This is a genomic window from Vibrio sp. CB1-14 (genome assembly GCF_040412085.2).
Classification (GTDB): Bacteria; Pseudomonadota; Gammaproteobacteria; order Enterobacterales; family Vibrionaceae; genus Vibrio; species Vibrio chaetopteri.
Genome location: NZ_CP115921.1, coordinates 1662506 through 1678295, shown reverse-complemented (window position 1 = coordinate 1678295; position 15790 = coordinate 1662506). Strand labels below are relative to the sequence as shown.

General features: G+C 45.3%; 15 protein-coding genes. 12 read left to right on the top strand and 3 right to left on the bottom strand.

Going from position 1 to position 15790, the window contains the following annotated elements; genetic code table 11:
- Nucleotides 1–6: 6 nt before the first annotated feature.
- Nucleotides 7–909, bottom strand: a complete 903-nt coding sequence (locus PG915_RS23315; RefSeq protein WP_353500204.1) for a LysR substrate-binding domain-containing protein — start codon at nucleotides 907–909, stop codon at nucleotides 7–9.
- 146 nt (nucleotides 910–1055) lie between these two features.
- Between PG915_RS23315 and PG915_RS23310 the strand changes: the two genes are divergently transcribed.
- From PG915_RS23310 to PG915_RS23285, 6 genes are all read left to right on the top strand, one after another.
- Nucleotides 1056–1982 carry a DMT family transporter gene (locus PG915_RS23310; RefSeq protein ID WP_353500203.1) on the top strand — a complete coding sequence of 309 codons (927 nt, stop codon included), beginning with the start codon at nucleotides 1056–1058 and terminating at the stop codon, nucleotides 1980–1982.
- A 115-nt stretch (nucleotides 1983–2097) separates the two neighbouring features.
- Nucleotides 2098–4242 carry an LruC domain-containing protein gene (locus PG915_RS23305; protein WP_353499341.1) on the top strand — a complete coding sequence of 715 codons (2145 nt, stop codon included), beginning with the start codon at nucleotides 2098–2100 and terminating at the stop codon, nucleotides 4240–4242.
- 10 nt (nucleotides 4243–4252) lie between these two features.
- The gene (locus PG915_RS23300) at nucleotides 4253–4744 is read left to right on the top strand and encodes a hypothetical protein (RefSeq protein WP_353499340.1); all 492 of its coding nucleotides are present in this window, start codon (nucleotides 4253–4255) and stop codon (nucleotides 4742–4744) included.
- A gap of 127 nt (nucleotides 4745–4871) precedes the next feature.
- On the top strand, nucleotides 4872–5387 hold the full coding sequence (locus PG915_RS23295; RefSeq protein WP_353500202.1) for an RNA-binding S4 domain-containing protein: 516 nt from the start codon (nucleotides 4872–4874) through the stop codon (nucleotides 5385–5387).
- Nucleotides 5388–5495: 108 nt separating this feature from the next.
- A complete protein-coding gene (locus PG915_RS23290; protein WP_353499339.1) occupies nucleotides 5496–6239 on the top strand; it encodes a phosphatase in 744 nt (247 codons plus the stop codon).
- 189 nt (nucleotides 6240–6428) lie between these two features.
- Complete coding sequence (locus PG915_RS23285) at nucleotides 6429–6800, top strand: cytochrome b562 (protein WP_353500201.1); 372 nt, start codon at nucleotides 6429–6431, stop codon at nucleotides 6798–6800.
- Nucleotides 6801–6881: 81 nt separating this feature from the next.
- Here PG915_RS23285 and PG915_RS23280 read toward each other — a convergent pair whose 3' ends face one another.
- On the bottom strand, nucleotides 6882–8543 hold the full coding sequence (locus PG915_RS23280) for an FAD-dependent oxidoreductase (RefSeq protein ID WP_353499338.1): 1662 nt from the start codon (nucleotides 8541–8543) through the stop codon (nucleotides 6882–6884).
- Nucleotides 8544–8750: 207 nt separating this feature from the next.
- On the opposite strand from PG915_RS23280, the gene PG915_RS23275 reads away from it, so the two are divergent.
- The 6 genes from PG915_RS23275 (at nucleotide 8751) to PG915_RS23250 (ending at nucleotide 14696) form a co-directional block, all read left to right on the top strand.
- Nucleotides 8751–9029, top strand: coding sequence for an ArsR/SmtB family transcription factor (locus PG915_RS23275; RefSeq protein ID WP_353500200.1), 279 nt, complete (start codon nucleotides 8751–8753; stop codon nucleotides 9027–9029).
- A gap of 104 nt (nucleotides 9030–9133) precedes the next feature.
- Nucleotides 9134–9550, top strand: a complete 417-nt coding sequence (locus PG915_RS23270; RefSeq protein WP_353499337.1) for a YeeE/YedE family protein — start codon at nucleotides 9134–9136, stop codon at nucleotides 9548–9550.
- Between the two features lie 9 nt (nucleotides 9551–9559).
- On the top strand, nucleotides 9560–10003 hold the full coding sequence (locus PG915_RS23265) for a YeeE/YedE family protein (protein WP_353499336.1): 444 nt from the start codon (nucleotides 9560–9562) through the stop codon (nucleotides 10001–10003).
- 214 nt (nucleotides 10004–10217) lie between these two features.
- Entirely contained in the window at nucleotides 10218–11222 is a 1005-nt protein-coding gene (locus PG915_RS23260; protein WP_353499335.1) for an efflux RND transporter periplasmic adaptor subunit, read from the top strand.
- 8 nt (nucleotides 11223–11230) lie between these two features.
- Complete coding sequence (locus PG915_RS23255; RefSeq protein WP_353499334.1) at nucleotides 11231–14419, top strand: efflux RND transporter permease subunit; 3189 nt, start codon at nucleotides 11231–11233, stop codon at nucleotides 14417–14419.
- Between the two features lie 88 nt (nucleotides 14420–14507).
- The gene (locus tag PG915_RS23250) at nucleotides 14508–14696 is read left to right on the top strand and encodes a YgaP family membrane protein (RefSeq protein ID WP_353499333.1); all 189 of its coding nucleotides are present in this window, start codon (nucleotides 14508–14510) and stop codon (nucleotides 14694–14696) included.
- Between the two features lie 91 nt (nucleotides 14697–14787).
- On the opposite strand, the gene PG915_RS23245 is transcribed toward PG915_RS23250, so the two are convergent.
- Nucleotides 14788–15708, bottom strand: coding sequence for an endonuclease/exonuclease/phosphatase family protein (locus PG915_RS23245; protein WP_353499332.1), 921 nt, complete (start codon nucleotides 15706–15708; stop codon nucleotides 14788–14790).
- Nucleotides 15709–15790 lie beyond the last annotated feature (82 nt).

Below are 15790 nucleotides of genomic sequence, written 5' to 3'. Positions count from 1 at the left end.
TACGTCTTATTGCTTGCTGGTGGCGAACTCTGATTTAAGCCATCCTCTCAGTGCTAATGTACTCTCTAGCTTAAGCTTTTCGGGTGGGCAGGCGAAGTAGTATTCTTGGTGTGGATTGACGACCGCTTTCCCCACCTCTACCAATAACTGATTGTCCACTTCATCTTTGATAAACAGTCGATGTGTCACTAATAGACCTAAGCTACGAATGGCGGCGTGGATCGCTTGAACTGATGCATTGAACGTGAGTGAACGTGGCGAGCTTGGAATCGAAAGCGCATGGGCTTGGCTCCAAACCTCCCAGTCGTGTTTACGCCGATCATTGGTTACCCAGATGATTGGGTTATTGCTGACAAGTGTTGTTAAATCATCTGAAGGTAGCGTCTCTAAAAGGCTAGGGCTGCAGACCATAACTAACTCGTCATCACCTAGCTTTTCACAGTAATACTGTTGCCAATCATCAATTTTGCCATGGACGATCGCGACATCCACACCTTCTCGTTCTAGGTCGAACGGCCCTATTAGATTAGAAATTCTGGCATCAAGGTTTGGAATTGCTTGCTGTAGTTTTTCGACGCGAGGGATCCACCAATGGAGCGCGAGGGAGTTTACCATGTTAATGGTTAAACGCTCATCGTGCTTGCGCTTTAGCAAGGTTTCACTCGCTTGTACTATTTTTTCTAGTGCAGGCGCGACTTCTCGATAGTACGCTTTTCCCTCACGAGTGAGTGATACGGTGCGTCCTAGTCGGTGAAACAGCTTAGTATCTAGCTGGGTCTCTAAGCTTTTGATGGCTTGACTGACAGCGGAATGACTAACAAAAAGTCGTTCAGCCGCCATCGTCATACTTCCTAATTCAGCGACAGCGACAAACGAATAAAGTGATTTTAACGCGACATGTTGCTTCATCATTCGATCCATTTATGTAAGTTTTACTTACAGCATAGTTAACAAAAACTCGCTATTTTTCAGTGACGCCCCTCACTACAATACCAATAAACTAGAAAACAGCAGTAGGGGATAACGTGCGAGTCAGTCACAACACTAAAGCTATTATGTATATGCTATTTTCAACACTTAGCTTAGCGGTAACAGGGCTCGTGACTCAATACTTAGCCACTCAGTTTGCTGCTGTTGAAATAACGCTGTTGCGGTTTTGGATGCCTGCGATTGTATTGTTTGCTTTTCTTACAGTCCGTGGTCTTCGTATTCCGCCGACATCAATGCACCGTGTATTGATGATTCGATCTTTATGTATCGCCGCCTGTCAGTTTTGCTTTATCTATGCGTTAGGTAAACTGTCTTTGTTAGAAAGTGTGGTGTTGTTCGGAACCGGCCCGCTGTTCATAGCACTGTTCGAAAAGTTTCTTTTCCGAATTCCACTTTCGATACAGACCATTGCGGCTCTAATTATTACCTTTTTGGGCGTGATCTTTCTTGCCGGGGATACCGAAGGCTTTACTTTAAAAACAGAGCTCATCATAGGGTTGATGGCAGGTGTGTTTAATGCAGGATCGCAGCTCAGCCTACATAGGGCATCCAAAGGTGAGTTGTCGGGCGTTGAGAACAACGCTTGGACGTTTTTACTTGCAGGGATGTTATTAACCCCAGTTGGTATTTTCTATTACTCGTCGCTAGGGATGTCGGCAGAACTGGTTACGGTGGCTTTTAAATGGCTAGGTGTCGAAACGATGATGGTTATTTTGCTACTTACTGTGATGATCATTAACACACAAGTTTGTCGCTACCAAGCCTACAAATCGGCTGAAACCAATACTCAGGTCGCGCCACTTATTTACACCAACTTGATCTTTACTGCCATTTTCCAATTTGCTCTTTTTGACACCTCATTTTCAACTATGCAGATGTTTGGTATTGGAATGATTGTGTTTGGTGGTCTAGTGCCAGTTTTAAAGTCTGCGTTTCGGTGGATAAATCACACCATGAAAGTACCACATTCTTCATCGAGCAGTTCAAATTGATTCTCATATTAAAAATATGTATCAGCTGTAGTGTAACTTTCTGATATTAAACAATTTAAGTTTTGGCACGTGTTTTGTATCTCTAGAGTTAAGCCATCAGCATAGGGAATAACTCATGGTACTCGCAAACAAAGTCAAAACACTCACAGGGATCGGAGGCAGTCTTGCTGCAACGTTGCTGGCGACAAGCGTCCAAGCAGCACCTTTTGATACCTGTCCGAGTAAAGCTTATCTTTTTCAATCGACTCCGGTTCAAGTTTACGGCGTTAACCTAGTTACCGGCCAATCGAGCCTACTGCAAGGAGATACCGGTTTAAATGCAAACATCAATGGTGTGGGCTTTGATTTTGATGGGCGTTACATCTACGGCTACGACACCACAAACAAACGTTTGGTGCGACTTGGCGGTGATTTTCAGGCTGAAATACTGAACACCTCTGGCCTACCTACGGATCATACCTTTTTTGTCGGCGATGTTTATGAAAGTGTTTACTACCTATATCGTAAGAACAAAGGGTTGTTTAAGGTGGATCTTACACCGTTAAACAGTGATCCGAGCGCAGTACTGAGCGTCGAGCGAGTCACAACACGAGGCGTTGTCAATCTAACGGATTTCGCTTTTCATCCAAGTGATGGCAAGCTTTATGGTATCGATAACGGTTCAGGCGGGCTTTACTCTTTTAACGTTGAAACCGGACAGGAGACGTACATTGGTGATACTGGAGTGACAGGGACTTTTGGAGCTGGCTATTTTGACGTCAATGGCTACTACTATGTATCACGTAATTCCGATGGCCACATTTTTCGAATCGACTTGTCGCCAGATAACGCGTCTGACATTGGAAACGGCAACGTGACGGCACAATTGTTTGCTTTTGGGCCGAATTCAAACCAAAACGATGGTGCTCGCTGTGCCAACGCCCCAATCATTGATGAAGACTCACAGGTTGATTTTGGTGATGCACCAACGACCTACCAAACCAAATTGGCAGACAATGGACCAAGGCACGGACGTGATGGGGTAACTTGGCTTGGTGATTCAGAGCCGGATGGAGAGCAAGATGGTCGCGTAAATAATTTAGCGGATGATGATACGGGTTTGGATGATGAAGATGGTGTGGGTTTTGTCACCGCTATTGAACCAGGTCTCGATAGCATTATCGCGGTCAATGCCTCCACTACAGGCTACCTATCAGCATGGTTTGATTGGAACCAAGATGGTGACTTTGCGGATGAGGGAGAGCAGGTATTTGCAGATAGGCAGCTACAAGCGGGAAACAACAACTTAGTGTTTACCGTCGATGCAGCGGCTTATATTGGTACGACCTGGAGTCGTTTCCGTTTTAGTCAGCAGGAAGGGTTAGGATACGCTGGCGGCGCGCTATCGGGTGAGGTGGAAGACCATCCATTAACCGTAACGGGTGACGGCTTGTCAGTACGCTACTATCCTAACGCAACAGATTATGTGACCGTTGCTTTTGAGGATAACTGGCCTTATACCGCGGACTACGACATGAATGATGTGGTTGTCAGTTACCGAATTACAGAAATCCTTCGTGATGGCAATGTCGTCAAATCTAAAATCGACGGTTACCTAGGAGCGGTAGGAGCGTCATATCACAATGGATTCGCGCTTCGTCTTAAAGGACTTAACCGAAGTGACATTGATACTGATACAACGCGCTTAATCAAAAATGACGTTCAGTCTGAGACCAGCGGTCTAGAACAGATATCGAACGAAGCCATTTTCGTGATTAGTGAAGATACGACAGTGTACAAACTCGATGGTTGTGACTTCCACCGTACATTGATGTCATGTGGCGCAGAAGATGTACAGCTCAACTTTACGCTTCATGTAAACGTTAAAGACGGTACTAATACCTCTTCGATGATGTCTATGCCATATGACCCATTTATCTTTGCAACTCCAGATTACTACCATGGGGCAGGGTACTTCCAGCCAGGAAGAAAATGGGAAGTTCACTTGCCAAACTACGAACCAACTGAGCAATTCGACGCTGATTTATTCGCAGGTCTTGGACGAGATGTCAGTAATGCTTCTACCAACACCTATTTCAAAACAGCCGAAAACTTGCCTTGGGCAATTATGGTTAACGACGAGTGGTTATGGCCAACGGAAACCACGGATCTATTAGCGGCATATCCACAGTATGCAACGTACGCGGAATCGAGCGGTGAGCAAGCGGAAAACTGGTTTGAATCGCAATTCGCAACCCCTGACAAATGCTACATCCCATAGGAGAAATATCATGAAAGCACTTACAGTAACCTCAATAATTTCTCTTGGGCTGTTAGTCGGCTGTGGAGGCGGCGGTGGCGGTAGCGACTCAGGTGGCAGTGTATCGACACCACCGGCGACGGCACCAGACCCTGCACCGGCTCCAGTACCAGCGCCAACGCCAGTAGTAGTCACAGAAAGAACGATGGAAGATTTGTCGATCCCTGATGATTTTGACTACCAACCCATAGAAGCGTACTCATTGATAGTCGACGCCACTAACGATGTAAATGGCAGAGCGTTTGTTTCGATCTATACAGAGTTTGTTGAAAAGTCATCCGGCGAGTTAGAACCTAACTACGAGAGTAAAGTAGCGTCGCAAGCACTGCGAAACGGTAAAGCGGAGCTTAACTTTAATGCTGCAGAACACGTAGGGGCATTTTTAGTAGAGATATGGACTTATGATGGCAATGATCCAGTGAAAAAACTGGTGAACGCCTCAAGTGAGAACTTAACTTGGTAAAAAGCGTACTAGATAGATACGTAACGTATCGGTAAAAGACAAAAAGCCTCGCTATTGCGAGGCTTTTTAATAGCTTGTCGATAGCCAAGGCAGTACAATGCAAAAAAAGCCACAAGCGATAAAGACAATGAATCAAGAATACCTAAACGAGCCCGAAGAATTTGACGATCAAGAAGGCGAAGAGATCGAAATTGAAGCCATCGGAATCGAAGTCTCAAGCCATCCTATTGAGCTATATAAACTGTTTAAAGTTGCTAATTTAGTGGGTGGTGGCGGTGAAGCGAAACACTTTATTGCTGAAGGTTATGTTGCTGTAAATGGTGAACTGGAAACGCGCAAGCGCCGCAAAATGTACGATGGTGACTTCTTTGAATTTAACCAAGAGTACTACGTTGTTGTTTGTGACCAGCCAGCTAGCGAGCCAGAAGAGGTTAAGGTAGAGAGAAAACCTGAGCCAAAAGCTGCGCAATCGAAACAAAACAAGCCGCAAAAAGACAAACAAAACAACAAAAAGACGAAGTCCAACAAGCCTGGTCAATCGTCAGAAAAAACCAATAAGTCGAACAAATCAAACTCAAGCAAATCGAATCAAAAGGGCAGTAAAGATCCTAATAGCGGACGCGGCTCCATCGATTTCTTCTAGTTACGCATTGTTGTCAATAGTAGCGTTGAGTTTAAAAGGATCTAGAACAAAACTGCAATATCAGTGACCGATACTTAATCAAAGTATCGGTTTATCGAGGAGAGAAGAATGAAGTTTGTGGTTGATACGCACACGCATACCTACGCCAGCGGTCATGCATACAGCACCATTACCGAGAATGCTCAGGCAGCAAAGGCCAATGGATTGGAAATTCTATGTACCACGGATCACGCAGAGTCCATGCCAGGCGCTCCGCACTTTTGGTTTTTCTCAAACCAACGAGTGATTCCTAGGTTTCTTTCTGGTGTCGCTATCATTCGCGGGATTGAAGCCAACATTCTGAATACTCAGGGTGAGATTGACGTTAATCCGACATCATACAAGGCGCTCGACTGGATTATTGGCAGTTTTCATGAACCCGTGTTTCAACCGGCTAGCAAAGAAGAACACACCGAAGCGCTCATTAACGTGATTAAAAGCGGTAACATCGATGCCTTAGGTCATTTAGGTAACCCAAACTTTGATTTTGACTTTGCTGCCGTTGCAAAGTGTGCCGCGGAGCATCATGTTGCTATTGAAATTAATAACTCAACACTGAAAGGGCATAGCCGAGTCGGGAGTGTTGACCGCTGTTATGAGATTGCCAGAGCGGTGAAATCGGCAGGCGGATATATTACGACCGGGAGTGACTCTCATTTTTATGACACAATTGGTGAGTTCGAACTGACTAGCCAATTGCTCACTGAAGTAGAAATGCCTGTTGAGAAAATCATTACAGCATCTGCGCGCCAATTTCTCGATTTCCTAGCTCTTAGAGGTCGAGAGCCTATCGCTGAGTTCAGCGAATTTTAAGTAAATCGGTGTAGCGCAAACGTTACATGTTTTGATGCAATTTTTTGTCCCGTTGTTGCAGGAACTTCGAGTACAATGGCTAAGACCTCAGGAAGCTGGGGTCTTTTGCTCTCAAAAGGATATAGAATGACAACGACAGCGCTTATAAAAACGAAAACGTTCGCTAAACCAGTTCAACTTCTCAGTCTGATGACCCTCTGCATTGCTATCTCTACGTCACCAATGGCATCAGGTGGTGTTGACCTTAAAAAGAACATGCAAGCGATGAAACTCGCGTTTAAACAGGCTGCAGAAGCACAGTCTGTGGAAGCGATGCAAACCCCGATTGCTGAACTTGATCAATTGATTGCAGATTCTAAACAAGGCGATTACCCACCAGAAAAAGCAGATCTTTACTTAGAGGGGTTCAAAAAGCTTTCGCTAGCAATTGATAATGTTGATGCGGAGCTTAAAAAGGGCAATCTAGAAGCCGCAAAGCAATCTTTGCGCGAAGTCGATAGTCTCCGTCTTGAATATCATGACAAGCGCAATCCGAGTATTTGGAAGAAGCTGTTTGGTTAATTGAGTGAGACTGACACAAACTTAAAAGGAGCACCGAGGTGCTCCTTTTTTACGTCTAGTTAAGTAATGTTGGACCGACGATTAAGCTTGCGCAAACTTGTAGGTGCGGTAGCCACCAATCAAGTTTCGAGCTTTGAAACCATTGTTGACAAGCTGACGATACGCAACGTTGCCACGAAGTCCTACTTGACAGTAGATCACGATCTCTTTGTCTTTTGGTAGCTCATTCATGCGTCCACGTAGTTGGTCAACAGGGATGTTAATAGCACCTTCAATAAACCCAACGTTTTCCAGTTCGCCTGGGTTGCGAACGTCCAACAGGATCTGATCTTCCGTTAGGTTATCAATCTCATTGAAATGGATTGGCGTTGCATCACCTTTAAGGATGTTATTCGCCACAAACGCAGCCTGGTTAATGACATCTTTAGCACTTCCGTATGGAGGCGCATAGGTAAGTTCCAGGTGTTGAAGCTGCTCAACCGTCATGCCTGCGCGCTGCGCGACTGCCAGTACGTCAATACGCTTATCTACACCGTCTTTACCCGCGGCTTGCGCCCCTAAGATTTTGCCGGTTTCAGGGCTAAACAACATTTTTAGAGATACAATCTCTGCGCCAGGATAGTAGCCGGCGTGACTAGCTGTGTGCACGTAGACCTTTTCGTAAGCGATACCTTCACGTTTCAGTACCTTCTCGTTCTTACCTACTGAAGCTACTGCGAGATCGAAGATCTTAACTATCGACGTACCTTGAGTGCCTTGATAGGTTTCAGAACGGCCAAGCATGTTGTCCGCAGCCATGCGGCCTTGACGGTTGGCAGGTCCCGCTAGTGGAACAAACCCTGATTTGCCCGTGACAAAATCTGTATCTTCAATAGCATCGCCTACAGCAAAGATAGCAGGGTCACTGGTTTGCATGCTGCTATCAGTGTAGATGCCGCCAAGTTCACCTAACTGTAAGCCCGCCTCTTGTGCTAGCTTCGTTTCTGGGCGAACGCCGATCGACATGATGAGCAGCTCAGTACTCAATGTGTCGCCATTATTGAGGGTAAGCGCAAGCTTGCCAGTATTGTCTTCTTCCGGAATAAACTCAACTGACTCCAGAGCAACGCCCAAACGGAGGTCAATACCGCGCTGTTTGATCTCTGCATGTGCAAAACCCGCCATTTCTTTGTCTACTGGCGTCATAACTTGATCGGCCATTTCGATAAGAGTGGTTTCAATACCAAGCTGGTGGAACGCCTCCATCATTTCTAAACCGATAAATCCTCCGCCCACAACCGTTGCGTGCTTTGGTTTGTTGGTTTGGATGGTTTGAATGATGCGATCCATATCTGGGATATTGCGCAGCGAGTAGGTTAGAGGGTTATCAATACCGGCGATCGCTGGAATGAATGGCGCAGCACCTGGGCTTAGTAGCAAAAAGTCATAAGACTCATTGTATTCGCTGGCATCAATTAGGTTTTTAATGGTGACAGTCTTGTCGGCACGGTTGATTGATACGACTTCATTCATCACGCGCACATCAACATTAAAACGCGCTAGAAAGCTCTCTGGAGTTTGCAAAAGTAGCTTAGAGCGGTCTTTAATATCACCACCAATGTGGTAAGGAAGACCACAGTTCGCGAACGACACAAAAGGACCGCGCTCTAACATGATAATTTCAGCGTCTTCGCTTAAACGTCGCGCACGAGCAGCAGCAGAAGCACCACCAGCAACACCACCTACAATTACGATCTTAGTCATACCTTACCTCATTACTTGTCTTGGATGCTTATCCAAAATGCATGTTAATCGTGAATGAGAGCCACTATAACGACTAAAATTAGCTTTGTCTAATGTATTTTAATCTAAATATAGAAATACTAATTAAGCATTGACTAAATAAATGAGTGTGTAGATAATGACGACATCATATCAACACACAGAGGTAACAAAGTGGACTTACTGCAAATGAAAGAACGCGCAGTGGACGTAGCGGAAGTACTCAAGACGCTCGCTCATCCAGATCGCTTGTTTGTGTTGTGCCAATTAGTTGAAGGTGAACAGGGAGCTGGGCAACTACAAGCCAATTCGAATTTAAGCCAATCTGCATTCTCACAGCATTTATCGGTGTTAAAGAAGGCCGATTTGGTGACATCTCGCAAAGAATCGCAACACGTTTATTATGCGCTTAAAGATGAACGTGTGGTGGGACTGATTCAGCAGCTTCATAATCTTTACTGCCACTAAGCCTCGTACTTAATTTTCTATCTGTAGCTGGTTTAACTTGCAAAATTTTTCGGATGAATTTTGCAACTTAAATCAATTTTAAGTTTGAAATTCAAGAGGTAAGTATGGAGTTTACATTTCCTTGGGCATCTTTGCTCGGCGGCATGCTTTTAGGCGTATCGGCCACGTTATTGCTGTTGTTCAATGGCAAAATTGCGGGTATCAGCGGTATTGTTGGTCGTATCTATAAAGGCCGTAAGGGTGATACAAGCTGGCGTATATTGTTCGTACTTGGAATGATTTTAGGTGGCGTTGTTTCAGCTAAAGCGCTAAACATAGCACCAGTGGCTATGGTGGTTTCTACCCCGCTAGTACTGGTGGCAGGCTTACTTGTCGGTATTGGCACTAAGCTTGGTAACGGTTGTACCAGTGGTCATGGTATTTGTGGTATGGGGCGTCTCTCTAAACGTTCAATCGCTGCGACTATGACTTTCATGGCGGTCGCGATGGCAACCACTACCATTATGCTGCACGTATTATAGGAGATGACCATGTTTCGATTGATTGCATTGATTAGTGGTTTTTTGTTTGGCGCGGGTATGATTGTTTCTGGCATGAGCGATCCTGCCAATGTGATGGCATTTCTAGATATTTTCGGACAATGGTCGCCAGACCTAGCTTTTGTTATGGGTGGAGCGCTATTGGTGTTTGCGCCTAGCTATTGGCTTGTTATTCGTCGTAAAGCTGAGCCAGTTTGTACTGATCAGTTTTGCCTGTCTGAGAACAAAAAACTTGATGTTCAACTACTAAGCGGGTCAGCGCTATTTGGGTTGGGTTGGGGCATAGCAGGTATTTGTCCTGGCCCCGCCATTTCCTCTATCGCTAATGGCAATCTGGGGATTGTTGGTTTTGTTTTTGCCATGTTGGTAGGAATGTTCATTGGTGATGTATTGTTAGGTAAGAACAAGCAAGTCAATATGGCCAAACAGTCATAGCCTTTCATTAGGCGTCTAGTTAACTTTCTGATATTAAGATTAGAATTTGAAAGCTCGGTTGAAAAACCGGGCTTTTTTATTGCCTATAATTCAACCAGTCACATAAGAAGTCATCATCAGTACTTTAATTTAGCAAAATCTAAACAAAAGAATTAGACATTGCTAATGAATGTGTTTATATTAGATTTAACTAATTAATGATAATGAGGTAAATATGAAAGTCAGCTTTCTAAAGTGGGCAGTGATTGCTAGCGCAGTATTCAGCGCAACAGCAAGCGCTTATGACACCACCATTATTGAAGTAAACAACATTGATTCCGTTGTTGAGTTAGACGCAACAGTAGAAGCCGTGAATCGCGGTACGCTCTCGGCACAAACATCCGGAAGAATAGTGGCGGTGAATGCTGATGTGAATGACATCGTCAATCAAGGCGATGTGTTACTGGAAATCAGCGCAGAGCAACAATCTGCGTCACTGGATGCGGCGTTGGCTCAGCTTAACAGCGCCAATGCGCAAAACATCAAAGCAACGGCTCAAGTGAAGCGCTACCGCGACCTGTTTCCCAAGGGCGCAATTTCGCGCGAGCGTTTAGATGCAGCAGAAGCTGAAGCGCGCTCTTCCGTTGCCGAAGTCAAGCAAGCGAAAGCGGCTGTCGCGCAGGCCAAAGAATCATTGGGCTACACCAGCATACGCGCTCCGTATACCGGTGTTGTCACTCAACGTCATGTCGAACTTGGTGAAACCGTCGCACCAGGTAGCCAATTGATGACTGGCTTTTCATTGTCTCCGCTTCGAGTGGTAACAGAAATCCCTCAGCGCTATCGCGAAAAGGTAGAGGATGCCAGTCAGTTTTCTATAACCACTCTAAATGGAGAGATCCTTGAGCCTTATGAGGCGAAACTGTTCAATTACGCTCATGAAAAATCTCGTGCTTTCCGCCTTCGTCTTGAGCTTCTTGAGCAGCCACAAAATTTACTGCCAGGCGAGTGGGTGAAGGTCGCCTTTACTTATGATGATAGACCGTCGATTGAAATTCCAGAATCAGCCGTCATTCGCCGTGGCGAGTTGAGTGTTGTTTATCGTTTGGAAGGTGAAAAAGTCACAATGAATCCTGTGCGTGTTGGTCAATCGCGTAACGGTCAACTTGAAGTACTTAGTGGTCTAGAAGTGGGTGATGAGATCGTCACCGATGTAGTCAGCTTCTTGGCTGAGAAGTAGGGGGCAGTATGAGTCACGATACAGAAAACGATAAGATGGGGATTTCGGGGCGCATCGCGGCCGCATTCCAGTCATCGGCAATGACGCCTTTATTGGCTTTAGTTGCATTGTTGCTCGGTTTGATGGCGATTGCTGTTACGCCCAAAGAAGAAGAGCCGCAAATTGATGTCACTTTTGCTGATGTTTATATTCCGTTTCCAGGTGCCTCACCTAGAGAAGTCGAGAGTTTAGTCACCAATCCGGCTGAGCAAATTATCTCGGAGATCAACGGCATCGACAAAATATACTCGTTCTCTCAACCTGGCGGCGCAATGATTGTTGCGATATTCGAAGTCGGGATTCCAAGAAACGAAGCCGTCGTTAAGATATACAATAAGCTCTATTCCAACAATGATTGGATGCCAGCGAACATGGGCGTCGGACAGCCTATTATCAAGCCTCGTGGTATCGAAGATGTGCCTATTGTAAACGTGACCTTATCACCTAAATCGGACTCGGCAACGCTACAAGAGATCACCAGTGTTGCGCACGGGCTTGAAACCGAGCTAAAGCGCATTCCAGGTACGCGAGATATCTACACGGTTGGTCGTCAGCCAACGATTGTTGATGTTAGGCTCGACCCAGCGAAAATGTCAGGTTACGGCGTCACTATTGATTCGCTTAATCAGATGTTGCCAGATGCTAATTCTGCATCACCTATGCTGAGCTTGACGCAAGACAACCAATCCATACCTCTACAAATCGGCGAGTTCCTTACTAACGTCGATGAAGTGAAACAGTTAGTGGTTGGTTTGCATGATGGTCAGCCTGTTTATTTGGCAGACATTGCCGAGATAAATTTAGGGACAGATACGCCAACGCAAGTTGTTTGGACAAGTGACAAGAGCGACATTAAACCAGCCGTGACTATTGCAATTGCGAAGAAAAGCGGTGAGAACGCAGTAGATGTCGCCAAAGCGGTTGATGAACGCATAGGTCAGTTAGAAAGCACTTTAATTCCGGATACCATCCAAGTAGATGTCACCCGCGACTACGGCCAGACCGCGGCAGATAAAGCCAATACGCTGATTGGTAAACTTGCTTTTGCTACGGGCGCGGTAGTTCTGTTGGTTCTCGTGACCATGGGCGTACGCGAAGCGGTCGTTGTTGGTGTCGCAGTTATTATCACTTTGTTGCTGACGCTGTTTGCGTCATGGGCTTGGGGCTTCACTCTCAATCGTGTCTCTCTGTTCGCGCTTATTTTCTCTATCGGTATTTTGGTCGATGACGCCATTGTGGTGGTGGAAAATATTCACCGTCATATGGTGAAAGGTAAACAGAAACTGGCAGAGCTGATTCCGGGCGCCGTTGATGAGGTAGGTGGTCCTACTATATTGGCGACATTAACCGTTATCGCAGCTTTGTTACCGATGGCCTTTGTATCGGGGTTAATGGGGCCGTATATGAGCCCAATCCCGATCAATGCCTCGATGGGGATGTTGATCTCGCTGATTATCGCGTTTGTGTTAACACCTTGGTTAGCGCGCATTCTGCTTAAAGAGGGCAATGCCCACGAAGAAGCAGTCAGCAGTAAACAATCGGTTTTCTTTAAAAAGGTGATGTCACCGTTTGTCGTGAGTCGAGTACAAAAACGCAATCGCATGTTGTTAGGTGTGGGCGTATTGGTGGCGATTGCCGTGTCAATGTGGCTGCCGGTTCAGCAACTCGTGGTCATGAAAATGCTGCCGTTTGACAATAAATCTGAGTTCCAAGTGATATTGGATATGCCTGAAGGCAACTCACTAGAGCGCACGCAGCGCGTGTTGTTTGAGCTTAGTAATGCTTTGAATGACGTCGAAGAAGTCAGTGACTACCAGATCTATGCAGGTACTGCGGCGCCGATTAACTTTAATGGCTTAGTGCGTCACTACTTCATGCGCCAAGCACCAGAAAAAGGGGATATCCAAGTTAACTTGGTGGATAAGTCAGAGCGTGATCGTTCGAGCCATGAGATCGCTGTCGCAGTGAGACCAAAGCTTGTAGAGATCGCACAGAAATTTGGCGGCAAAGTTAAGGTAGTTGAAGTGCCACCTGGCTCACCAGTTTGGTCGCCAATTCTGGCAGAGGTGTACGGGCCGACTCAGGAAGTTCGTGAACAAGCCGCGTTGAAACTTAGAGAGATTTTCCGTGAGACGGATGACATTGTGGATGTCGATCTCTACTTACCAGAAGCACATCAAAAATGGCAGGTAGTGATTGATCGCAGTAAAGCCTCTCGCTTGGGCGTGGCTTACTCATCGATAGTCGATTCACTCGCGACGGCGGTAGGTGGTAAGCCGGTGAGCTATTTGCATAGTGAGCAGAGCAAATATCCGATCCCAATCCAAATCCAGGCCAAAGAGAGTGCCAAGGTGCGTTTGGATCAGGTGATGAATATGAAGATAAACTCTGCTTCGGGTACGCAGTATATTCTTGCGGATTTGATTAAGGTAAGAGAGCAAGCGATGGATAATTACATCGTTCATAAAAACCTTGTTCCAATGATCATGGTTGTCGGTGATATGACTGGCGATTTAGATAGTCCTCTTTATGGCATGGCCGATATTTCATCGAGCCTAGCGGACAATGGACTGAATGCCGAGCAGTACTTTGTTGACCAACCATCGGGGCTTAAAGGAATCGAGATCTTCTGGGATGGTGAATGGACGATTACTTACGAGACATTTCGCGACATGGGTATTGCCTATGCAGTTGGCATGATACTGATATATCTGTTAGTGGTCGCGCAGTTCAAATCGTACTTAGTGCCACTCATTATCATGGCACCGATTCCATTGACCATCATTGGGGTTATGCCGGGTCATGCGCTATTGGGAGCTCAGTTCACAGCGACATCGATGATAGGCATGATAGCGCTCGCCGGTATTATCGTTCGAAACTCGATACTGTTGGTTGATTTTATTAATCATCAGTTAAGAGATGGAATGGAATTGGGCGAGGCAGTGATTGAATCGGCTATCGTCCGTGCCAAACCAATTATGCTTACCGCACTGGCTGCGATGATTGGCGCTGTCTTTATCCTAGATGACCCTATCTTCAATGGACTCGCGATCAGTTTGATATTCGGTATCTTCGTATCGACAGTATTGACGCTATTGGTTATCCCAATTTTATATTACGTAGCGCTAAAGCGTGGGATTGTGACAGCAACGGTCTAAAACACTCCCTTCACTAGAAGGCCCCGCTTTGGGTGCGGGGCTTTATTTTTAAATGTTACATTAGATATGGCTTATTAAGGAGTTGATTATGAAAGTGGAAAATGGTATCCGAATTCTCGCAGGAACAATGATTTTGATTTCGCTATTTCTTACCATCTACGTCAGTCACTATTTTGTCTGGTTTACGGTGTTCATCGGTTTCAACCTGATTCAAAGTGGTTTCACAGGTTTTTGCCCACCACGAAGATGGTTGTTAAAGCTTGGTCTAAAGGAATAATCCTATTTAAGCGATGAGGCATCGACAACAATGATTACAAAGTCAGATAATTCTTGTGCTTCTAAGCTTAGCCATCTTTACTGATGTCTATTTATTTATACAGTATCAATGAAATAGGGCAATGATCGCTCATCTGGTAGTTGAGAACACTTTTGGTCGGCATGACGTCTTGTCTGGCCGGACTGCTGCGTAAGTTGGGACTGACGACAATATGGTCGATTAACGACCGAAACTGATGGGTCTTGTTGGGGGTGCGATTAGAACGTACTTTACATTCGGCTTTGGTTGACTTCGTTGTAAGCCTAGGCACAGTATTGAGGTCTTTGGTGAGTATTGTCCAGAGCCAGTCGCCCGAATAAGCGAGGTTGTGGTTGAAGTCACCAAGTAATACATACGATTCGTCACTAGATTCTAGCTGCTTAAGCCAACTGTTAAGAACTCTGCCTTGTTGCTTGAGTGTCTTGCACGAGTGATGAGATGTGTATTTACCACTGCATCCGGCTTTAAGGTGAACAGAAAGAAGCTTAACCGTAGCCCCATCTTCTAACGTTAATTCAATAGCAGAGGCAAATCGAAGTCGTCCTCCTTTACTTAGGGGAAAGTCAGCGACGTCTTTTACGGTATGTCCATGACGAACGGCAAAGCCTGTATATTGATTTATTCCAGAGAACTGATGCCGCTTATTGTTAGGTAATGACCGGTCTGAGAGGTAGATTTCGTAATCGGATCCCACAACCCGAGAAATGGCCTCTACGCTGTCCACTTCTTGAAAGGCGAGAATATCAGGGCTGAACCCCATGAACTGTGTCTTCAGCGCGGAAAAGTCGTCTTCGGAACGATAACTCGTTGGAAATTTTTTAGATGGAGTTGAAGTTAACCACTCAAGATTCCAAGTCATCAAAGTTAGAGATTCGTCTTTCGCAATACTTAATGTAGGAAAAAGAGATATTCCAACAAATAAGGTTGTAACTAAGTATTCATAACTGTTTGTTCTTATCATTGTCCTTGCCATTTATAAAACTTCTTTCAGGCAATGTGCCGTAAGCCTTGGCAGAAATGCAACTGTTTTTGACCAAAAATTCGTGTCTTATTTT

What these genes read in the sequence shown, in the direction of transcription:
- PG915_RS23315 (WP_353500204.1), bottom strand. Translation starts at nt 909, where the DNA reads ATGAAGCAACATGTCGCGTTAAAATCACTTTATTCGTTTGTCGCTGTC.
- PG915_RS23310 (WP_353500203.1), top strand. Translation starts at nt 1,056, where the DNA reads ATGTATATGCTATTTTCAACACTTAGCTTAGCGGTAACAGGGCTCGTG.
- PG915_RS23305 (WP_353499341.1), top strand. Translation starts at nt 2,098, where the DNA reads ATGGTACTCGCAAACAAAGTCAAAACACTCACAGGGATCGGAGGCAGT.
- PG915_RS23300 (WP_353499340.1), top strand. Translation starts at nt 4,253, where the DNA reads ATGAAAGCACTTACAGTAACCTCAATAATTTCTCTTGGGCTGTTAGTC.
- PG915_RS23295 (WP_353500202.1), top strand. Translation starts at nt 4,872, where the DNA reads ATGAATCAAGAATACCTAAACGAGCCCGAAGAATTTGACGATCAAGAA.
- PG915_RS23290 (WP_353499339.1), top strand. Translation starts at nt 5,496, where the DNA reads ATGAAGTTTGTGGTTGATACGCACACGCATACCTACGCCAGCGGTCAT.
- PG915_RS23285 (WP_353500201.1), top strand. Translation starts at nt 6,429, where the DNA reads ATGACCCTCTGCATTGCTATCTCTACGTCACCAATGGCATCAGGTGGT.
- PG915_RS23280 (WP_353499338.1), bottom strand. Translation starts at nt 8,543, where the DNA reads ATGACTAAGATCGTAATTGTAGGTGGTGTTGCTGGTGGTGCTTCTGCT.
- PG915_RS23275 (WP_353500200.1), top strand. Translation starts at nt 8,751, where the DNA reads ATGAAAGAACGCGCAGTGGACGTAGCGGAAGTACTCAAGACGCTCGCT.
- PG915_RS23270 (WP_353499337.1), top strand. Translation starts at nt 9,134, where the DNA reads ATGGAGTTTACATTTCCTTGGGCATCTTTGCTCGGCGGCATGCTTTTA.
- PG915_RS23265 (WP_353499336.1), top strand. Translation starts at nt 9,560, where the DNA reads ATGTTTCGATTGATTGCATTGATTAGTGGTTTTTTGTTTGGCGCGGGT.
- PG915_RS23260 (WP_353499335.1), top strand. Translation starts at nt 10,218, where the DNA reads ATGAAAGTCAGCTTTCTAAAGTGGGCAGTGATTGCTAGCGCAGTATTC.
- PG915_RS23255 (WP_353499334.1), top strand. Translation starts at nt 11,231, where the DNA reads ATGAGTCACGATACAGAAAACGATAAGATGGGGATTTCGGGGCGCATC.
- PG915_RS23250 (WP_353499333.1), top strand. Translation starts at nt 14,508, where the DNA reads ATGAAAGTGGAAAATGGTATCCGAATTCTCGCAGGAACAATGATTTTG.
- PG915_RS23245 (WP_353499332.1), bottom strand. Translation starts at nt 15,708, where the DNA reads ATGGCAAGGACAATGATAAGAACAAACAGTTATGAATACTTAGTTACA.